General features: G+C 47.3%; 8 protein-coding genes. 2 read left to right on the top strand and 6 right to left on the bottom strand.

From position 1 onward, the window contains the following. A partial coding sequence (locus AC3DOM_RS13375) for a phospholipase D-like domain-containing protein (protein ID WP_487919548.1) occupies positions 1–246 on the top strand: 246 nt, incomplete at its 5' end. A 179-nt stretch (positions 247–425) separates the two neighbouring features. On the opposite strand, the gene AC3DOM_RS13370 is transcribed toward AC3DOM_RS13375, so the two are convergent. The 6 genes from AC3DOM_RS13370 to trmFO all read right to left on the bottom strand — a co-directional run bounded on the left by AC3DOM_RS13370 (position 426) and on the right by trmFO (position 7,426). Further along, positions 426–2,231 carry a M3 family oligoendopeptidase gene (locus AC3DOM_RS13370; protein WP_487919547.1) on the bottom strand — a complete coding sequence of 602 codons (1,806 nt, stop codon included), beginning with the start codon at positions 2,229–2,231 and terminating at the stop codon, positions 426–428. Between the two features lie 24 nt (positions 2,232–2,255). Then, the gene (locus AC3DOM_RS13365; RefSeq protein ID WP_487919546.1) at positions 2,256–2,468 is read right to left on the bottom strand and encodes a hypothetical protein; all 213 of its coding nucleotides are present in this window, start codon (positions 2,466–2,468) and stop codon (positions 2,256–2,258) included. After that, positions 2,465–3,817 carry a GTPase HflX gene (hflX, locus tag AC3DOM_RS13360; RefSeq protein ID WP_487919545.1) on the bottom strand — a complete coding sequence of 451 codons (1,353 nt, stop codon included), beginning with the start codon at positions 3,815–3,817 and terminating at the stop codon, positions 2,465–2,467. The genes AC3DOM_RS13365 and hflX overlap by 4 nt, the downstream gene beginning before the upstream one ends. An 8-nt stretch (positions 3,818–3,825) precedes the next feature. Continuing rightward, positions 3,826–5,073: a sensor histidine kinase gene (locus AC3DOM_RS13355; protein WP_487919544.1), complete on the bottom strand. Its 1,248-nt coding sequence runs from the start codon at positions 5,071–5,073 to the stop codon at positions 3,826–3,828. 59 nt (positions 5,074–5,132) lie between these two features. Next, positions 5,133–5,996, bottom strand: coding sequence for a M28 family peptidase (locus AC3DOM_RS13350; RefSeq protein WP_487919543.1), 864 nt, complete (start codon positions 5,994–5,996; stop codon positions 5,133–5,135). Positions 5,997–6,079: 83 nt separating this feature from the next. Beyond that, positions 6,080–7,426 (bottom strand): methylenetetrahydrofolate--tRNA-(uracil(54)-C(5))-methyltransferase (FADH(2)-oxidizing) TrmFO, encoded by a 1,347-nt coding sequence (trmFO, locus tag AC3DOM_RS13345; RefSeq protein WP_487919542.1) that lies wholly within the window; start codon positions 7,424–7,426, stop codon positions 6,080–6,082. Between the two features lie 80 nt (positions 7,427–7,506). On the opposite strand from trmFO, the gene AC3DOM_RS13340 reads away from it, so the two are divergent. Continuing rightward, complete coding sequence (locus tag AC3DOM_RS13340) at positions 7,507–7,794, top strand: hypothetical protein (protein WP_487919541.1); 288 nt, start codon at positions 7,507–7,509, stop codon at positions 7,792–7,794. Positions 7,795–7,832: the final 38 nt, after the last annotated feature.

Here is a 7,832-nt window from a genome sequence, read left to right as displayed (position 1 = left end):
TATTGCGCAGGGATGGCAGCACGAAGAGACGAAAACCCCAGTTTCCTGCATCATAAAGTAATAGTTGTGGACAACAGGATCGTTATCACAGGATCGCTGAACTTTTCAGATAATGCGAACGAAAGTAACGATGAAAATGTTTTAATTGTGGATAATGCAGAAATTGCAAAGCTCTATACTCAGGAATTTGATCGCATTTGGGTGCTCTCATCTGATCCTGAAGCAGGGAAATTCGAATGTGAGTAAAGGCAGCGTGGTAAATAAACTTAATGAATAAGACTTACGTAAAATACCTAATTTCTGGCAGCAATGCTCTGCGTTGCCCCTGGTCTTCATTACACCAATGCAGAAAATTGAGACTGGGATTTTAAGAATGTGTAAGTCTTATAAAAAATGGGTCAGCTTTTTTGCCGACCCATTTTTAGTTAAAGTTCGCAATATCTATTGACCTGCTTCTCGATTATCTTCAGGCTATCTTCCCAGAATTTTTTCTCACGGATATTGATTCCAAAGCGGTCTGCCAACTCGGCTGCGCGCCCTTCGCCAGTGCTGGCCAGCAAGTTGATATAGTCCGGGACGAATTCGTCGCCCCGCTGCTGGTAGATCGCGTAGAGTCCCGTCGCAAAAAGCAATCCAAAAGCGTAAGGATAGTTATAAAATGAAAGCCCTGCTGAATAATAATGCGGTTTCCAGGTCCACATATATTTATGCAGATACCGTTCATCCAGCGCATCGCCATAGGTCGCCTTTTGGGCGTTCTCCATGATCTCGCAGAAATCTTCGGCTGAGAGTTCAGCATCTGCACGCCGCTCAAAGACCTCTTTTTCGAAAAGATAACGGGAATAAATATCAACGATCACTGCGCTGGCCCCCATCAGGGAGGTTTCGATGATCGCTAATTCCTGATCTGGATCATTGGCCTTTTCGATGGCTGCGTTGGCAACAATTGTTTCGCACATGATCGAGGCTGTTTCCGCGAGCGTCATTGGTGTTGCGCTTTGCAAGGGAGTTTTATCTGCACTGAATATACATTCGTTGTGGAAGGCATGACCCAATTCGTGCGCAATCGTGGAGAGTTGGTCAAAAGTTCCGTCAAAGTTACTCAGGATACGTGATTCTTTTACGGCTGAGATTCCCATGCAAAATGCCCCGCCGCGTTTTCCAACCCGCTGCTCGGCATCAATCCAGTTTTCGCTAAATGCGCGCTGCGCGAGATTTTTTAATGTGGGTGAAAACTCGCCAAACTGCTCCAGAATGAACTCACTGGCTTCCTGAAAAGAATATGTTTTCTCAGATATTCCGACCGGAGCGTAGATATCCCACCAGGGCAACTTGTCCTTGCCGAGTCGTTTTGCCTTCGCAGAGTAGTAGCGGCGGAACATTGGGAATGAGTCTTTCATGGCTTCCATCATGGCGTTTAGCGTTTGACGGTCAATCCGGGCTGCATCAATCGATGAGTGGATGGCATCTTCTCTGCCTCGCCGTCTGTTGAGCGTATTTACAGCACCCTTGATTCCGTTCAGTGATGCCGCCAGTGGTTCTTTTACGGCTTCCCAGGCTTTCATTTCAGCCTGATAGGCACGGCGGCGCACATCTTCATCCGGGTGAGAATGCAGGTTGATCAGAGCCGGGGAGGAAAGTTCCTGTATTTCTCCATCCAACTCAAACTCGATCTTCATTTGCGAGGTGACGGTTCCCTGCAATTTACTCCAACTACTTGCGCCACTCAGGCTCAGTTCTGCTGCAAGGGCTTCTTCTGTCTCGCTCATCAAATAATGGCTCTGTTCGGCTGTCTCTTGCAGGAAAAAGCTATGCTTTTGAGCCTGTTTTGATGCTTTGATGAGCTCAGGGAGCAAATCCGCTATAGAGCCGATCCATTGTTTTGCCTGAACATCCAACATTTGGAGGCGAACTTCGGTTTGTTCAAATTGAGAGAGTATTTTTTTTGCAAGCTGATTGAAAGAGTCGGTTGAAATAAATGAGTAAATATAGGAACCTATAACCTCCGCCAACTGACTGCTTTCGTTAAAGCGGGTGATGAGCCCATCGGCTAATTTTGCAAGCTCGGCTATAGGCGTATCTGGATTGGCAGCCGATATTTTTTCAGTGAAGAATTTTTCCAAATCACCAAGTTGTGCGGACAATTCTTTTAGCGATTTTTCAAACTTGGGGGAATCAAGACCGGGATAGATAGTTGAGAGATCCCAGCGAGGGGGTGCAGAGATTGCCATTTATACTCCTGATTTGAGAGGGATTTAGAGGGCCCAGGCGAGCATCAGGCCAAAAATTGCGGCCAATAAACCGAAATGTAAAAATAGATTTGTGGTGGCGAGCCAACCATTGGGGAATATGAACTGAATTAGCAGGTTTAGGAAGATCAAGCCCATCCCGATCAGAGGGATCAGCCCTTTTCGAGGGGCAAGAAACCCGGATAGCCAATCTAAAAATGCGGAGAGAATTTTTTTCATGCTACCTCATCTTTCGAGTTGATATCTTCTGAAAGGATCTCCCACCCGTCAAATTGAGCGATCAGGCGGCCAGGCAAGCGTCCCTGGATCATTACGCCTCCACGTTCATGCTCGATCCTCTCGATCTTTCCGGCCTCATGGAAGATGGATATAAGATTTCCTTCCTGGTAAGGCAGGCGTACCAAAATCGGCGTATATGTCTCGTAAAGGCTTTTTTGTAAAAGGGCTTTTAGCTCTTTCAGACCCGTATTCTCCAAAGCTGAGATTGCGATAGCCCGCGGATAATGCTCCACTGCAAGTTGCGCCTTTTCTGGATCGTTTAGCAGGTCAATTTTGTTCAAGGCTGTTATTACAGGGATATGACCCGCGTCAATATCAACCAAAGTTTCCTCTACTGCTTCAAAGTGGTTTAGAGCATTAGGATGAGAGATGTCAACAACATGCAACAGTAGATCAGCCTCGGCAATCTCTTCCAGAGTGGCGCGAAACGCTGCGATCAATGTGGTTGGCAGCTTTTGGATGAAACCGACCGTGTCGGTGAAGAGGGACTTATAGCCGCCCGGTAGCTCCACGCGACGCGTGGTCGGGTCAAGGGTGGCAAAAAGCTGGTCGGCAACATATACATCTGCTTTAGCCAATTGATTGAGCACTGTTGATTTTCCAGCGTTCGTATAGCCAACAAGGGCGACGGTCGGTATTAGCGATTTTTTTCTTCTATCACGATGTCGCAGGCGGTGGGCGCGAACTCTTTCAAGCTCCTTCTTGATATGCGATATGCGTTTGCTGATCGAGCGGCGATCTACTTCGAGTTGTGTTTCGCCAGGGCCGCGCAAGCCGACCCCACCAACAGCACCTGAACGTCCGCCACCGCCACCTGCTTGACGGGCGAGGTGGGTCCAAGCCCGCGTCAAGCGAGGGAGGTAATATTCATATTGCGCCAGCTCGACCTGGAGCATCCCATCGCTGGTTTTGGCATGTTGGGCGAAGATATCAAGAATCAGAGATGTGCGGTCGAGCAAACGAACGTCTTTGCCCAGTAATACTTCCAATTCTCGCTGATGGCGCGGAGAAAGCTCATCATCAAATACGACTACCTGAGCAAGGGTTTCTTCAACAAAAGCCTTGAGTTCGTTAACTTTCCCTGAGCCGATGAAGGTTTTGGCATGGGGACGGTTAAGTTGTTGGGTAAGTTCACCAACTACTTCCAGGCCGGCGGTTTCTGCTAATAATGCCAACTCTTGGAGAGAATCAGCAAGAGGCAGTAAGCCTTCTTGGCCATAGATTTCAACGCCCATCAAAAAGGCACGTTCTCGAGGGGAGGTGGTTGGTTGACTGGTTTTATTTGCCATTTAAGTATTTATACCTCGTCCTGGGGAGATAGATCATTTGTGGTTGGGTGAGTTTCACCGTTAAAGAGTCTTGCAACATTGGGGTCAGTCGCCTCGCTGCGGTCAGGCAGCAAAATATGAAAAGTGGCGCCCGGGCATATTATTTCATCGCAACCCTCTGATTCGACCCAGATATTCCCTCCATGTGCTTCAATGATTCCGCGGGCAATCGGAAGCCCCAAACCGGGTCCGCCACCCTTGAAATTGGTTTTGCTGCTGGAGTGTTTTGATGTTTCGCCGAGTTGGCTGAATTTATCAAAGATTCCCATCTGATCTTCGAGCGAGATACCAATCCCTGTATCTGTAACTGTAATCTCAAGAAAACCCGGCATTTTTCGTCCATCAATAGTAATTTTTCCCCCATCAGGCGTGAACTTGATGGCGTTGGTAAGTACGTTGCGCAGGGCTTGATAGATTCGCTCCGGATCAGCGAAGATTTGCTGTTCGCTTCCTTTAAAGGAAGCGATTTCCAGGTTTAACTTGCGAGTGTCGCAAATATATTGTAATTCGCCTTGCAATAAGCCAAGGATTTGCCCAAGCCAAAGTGGTTGAAAATTAAGCAAGAGCAGACTGTTGTCGATCAGCGAGACGTCAATCATATCGTCCACGATCTCATGCAGGCGAGTGACACCATTCTGGATACCCTCGAGAAGTTGCACTGTGTTTTTATTGTCCACAGCAAGAATGTCTTTCATCATTCCCGAATATCCTTCGATCAAAGTAAGGGGTGTTTTTAGCTCATGGGCCGCGACCGAAATAAAATTTGACTTGCTGCGGTCAAGTTTTTCCATCTTTTCCTGAGCAGATCTAAGTTCGTTGGTGGCATGTGAAATGCGTGTGTCAAATTCGTATTGAGCTGCTTTGGAAAGCGCATAAGAGAAAATTGCGGAGGTTAGGCTGAGTAATTCGAGAGACTCTTCTGGCGAAAGCCTTTCTTTTGCCACCTCAAAGGTGATTGCATTTGCCCTTGAAACCATGGTTGAAAGGCTGTATTGTCCATCGGCAAGATCGCTTTCTGTTGGAGTTCTCGACCAATCAAAAAGTACAGGGTCTATCCACGAGGGATCGCCTGTCAGAACGGCTTGCTCGAGGAGATTGAAAAAACGGGAGAGCTCTTTTTTAACATTTTCTCGTACGCCAGCGCCGCGCGCCAGATCGTGGGTGACACGATGTACCCAGGCATCTTGTATTGTTTCAAGAAGGGTTTGAATATTCATTGACTTATAGTCTAAGCGATGATTCCATTTTTGACCACTGTAGATGACTTACCAATTGATCATTCCTTGTTTTTCCACTCAAGCCAGGACAGAATGGTGTCGCCAACAATTTGCAGGCTATCAGCGGAAACTTTATCGAGTGTATCTTCTGTTGTATGCCAATACGGATAATCAAAATCGATTATATCCACCGCAGGGATCCCAGCCTCAAGAAATGGTGTATGGTCGTCAAGGATACTGTATTTTTCATTGGCAATAAAATATGCCTCAAATCCCTGCATTGAGGCCTGTGACCAAATTTCTTCGCGGATCTTCGGGGTCGAATTCCGTTCAAGATAAATATTCAAATCTGCGTCCCCGATCATATCGAGGATGATGACCGCATCCGGATTGGGCGCGTATTCTTGAAGAAATGCTCTTGAGCCTAGTATCCAATCCCATCCAGGGAGATTGCCATTATCTTCAAGATCAAAAAAGACCAGCCAGATGGGGAGGGAATCTTGGGGGATGTTGCGCGCCAGCTCAAGGAGGGCTGCCACTCCCGATGCGCCATCGTTCGCGCCTAAAACGGCTTGCCCGCGTTTGTGAGGATCGAGGTCCTGATCGGCGTGGATGCGACTATCATAATGAGCCCCAAAAATGATTTGCGGAGAGGAGGTCCCCCGTGAGGCAATCAGATTGTATCCCTGATGGCCGAGACTCTCAAAATTATGAACCTCAACGTCCCAGCCAGCCTCTTCAAGCTCAGTCCTCATCCAGATGCGGACCTGGGCATGTGCTTCAGAGTCAGGAGTACGCGGGCCAAGCTCTGTTTGGCGGATGATATCCTGGTAGGCACGCTCTCCGTCAAATTTGGCGGGGGCAAGTTCAGGTCGGGTGCGGAGCGGTAATTCTGTCCAGAGAAGATAAGCGCCAACGACCATAAAAGAAATCGATAATAACAAGAAAAACCAAGGCCGCCTCTTCATCATAAACTGTTTGATCTGCGCATAACCATTAATATGTACTATTTTTCATCCAGATATTTTTTCAAATCGCCTAAAGCACGATCTGCATAGGCTCCAGCTCTTTCGCGCTTATTTCTTTTCTTGCTGCCTTGCTCCAGCGGTGGCAGGATACCAAAATTGGCCTTCATCGGCTGAAAATCTTTGGCGGCCGCATGTGTGATGTAATGGCATAATGCCCCCAGCATTGTCGTTTGCGGGAGGTGGAGAGGGGGAATTGCGGATAGCAGACGGGAGATGTTTTGCCCTGCCAGCAAACCCGTGGCAACATTGCCGATATACCCCTCAACGCCAGTAATTTGCCCGGCAAAAAAAAGATCGTCGCGATGGCAAAATTGAAGAGTTGGCCGTAAAAGCTGAGGGGAGGCGATAAATGTATTCCGATGCATTTGCCCATAGCGGGCAAATTCAACATTTTCTAGCCCTGGTATCATTCGGAAAACGCGGCGTTGATCGGGGAATTTCAGATTCGTTTGAAATCCAACCAGATTATAGAGATCGCCTGCCAGATTATCCTGGCGAAGTTGTAGAACAGCATAAGGACGTCTGCCTGTGCGTGGATCTGTCAGGCCAACTGGCCGGAGAGGGCCAAATGCAAGAGATTTTGGACCCCGTTCGGCAATTATTTCGGCAGGAAGACAGCCTTCAAAGTAATGATGTGCTCCCGCTTTTACACCTTCTTTTATTTCTAATTCGAAGGAAAGAAGTTTGATCCGCTCGGCATTTAGGAGGGCCTCTAGAAAAAAATCGTATTCATCCTTCGTAAAGGGGCAGTTGATATAGTCGCCCTGGCTTTCTTCACCGCGATCATATCTCGAGGCTCGGAACGCAATATTCATATTGATGCTTTCGTAATGAACGATTGGCGCGATGGCATCAAAAAAATAGAGGCTGTTTTCTCCAGTGATCGCAGAAATTGCATTTGAGAGTTTTTCTGAAGTGAGCGGTCCAGAGGCAATGATTGTTGGTTCTGTAGGTATATCGGTGATCTCTTTGCGGATGAGCTCAATATTTGGATGAGCATTTATTTTTTCCGTAACAGCCTGTGCAAATCCTTCCCGATCAACAGCCAATGCCCCCCCAGCCGGAACAGCGTTTTCTTCGGCGCAATTTAGGAGCATGGATCCCATCTGCCGAAGCTCGTTTTTTAACAATCCGGACGCACGGTCCGGGAGATTTGAACCAAGCGAATTTGAGCATACCAATTCAGCAAGGTCGCCACTTTGATGGGCGCCTGTCTTTTTTTGAGGGCGCATTTCATACAGTTTTACGTGGAGGCCAAGCTGGGCTGCCTGCCAGGCAGCCTCACATCCTGCCAGACCTCCGCCAATTATGGTTATGGATTTCATGGGACAATTTTATCATCGGAATGTTTCTTCTCTGTTGTATAATAGTAGTGACTACTATCTTACCCAAACCGAAAGAAGAAATGGCAAATTCAGTCTTCATCGAAACTGCTTTAAAAGATGCCTGTCAAATTACAGGGGCGTTTTGGGCTGCTTGTATTGAAAAAAATAATTCAGGTTGGATTATTGAAGCCTCTTATCGATTGAACAAAAAACGCCGAGGGTTAGTGCGGGATTATTTTTATCTAAAAGCCGTGGATACCTGGCTTTGTGGCGCAATTACAGGAGGGAGATCACGCTCACGTAAACTTCCGGAAGGTCCGGATTTTGGCGTGAAGCGTTTATATACTTTTCCGGTATCATCTCAATAATTTGGGGTAGATGAAAAAGACCAACCCAAATTGAGTTC

Source organism: Candidatus Desulfolinea nitratireducens, assembly GCF_982879505.1.
The sequence above is the reverse complement of the archived record's forward strand: the minus strand, read 5'-3'. Positions and strand labels throughout refer to the sequence as shown.

Bases quoted from the DNA above. Each gene is read 5' to 3' on its own strand.
- AC3DOM_RS13365 (WP_487919546.1), bottom strand. From the start codon at position 2,468: ATGAAAAAAATTCTCTCCGCATTTTTAGATTGGCTATCCGGGTTTCTT.
- hflX (WP_487919545.1), bottom strand. From the start codon at position 3,817: ATGGCAAATAAAACCAGTCAACCAACCACCTCCCCTCGAGAACGTGCC.
- trmFO (WP_487919542.1), bottom strand. From the start codon at position 7,426: ATGAAATCCATAACCATAATTGGCGGAGGTCTGGCAGGATGTGAGGCT.
- AC3DOM_RS13370 (WP_487919547.1), bottom strand. From the start codon at position 2,231: ATGGCAATCTCTGCACCCCCTCGCTGGGATCTCTCAACTATCTATCCC.
- AC3DOM_RS13350 (WP_487919543.1), bottom strand. From the start codon at position 5,996: ATGGTCGTTGGCGCTTATCTTCTCTGGACAGAATTACCGCTCCGCACC.
- AC3DOM_RS13340 (WP_487919541.1), top strand. From the start codon at position 7,507: ATGGCAAATTCAGTCTTCATCGAAACTGCTTTAAAAGATGCCTGTCAA.
- AC3DOM_RS13355 (WP_487919544.1), bottom strand. From the start codon at position 5,073: ATGAATATTCAAACCCTTCTTGAAACAATACAAGATGCCTGGGTACAT.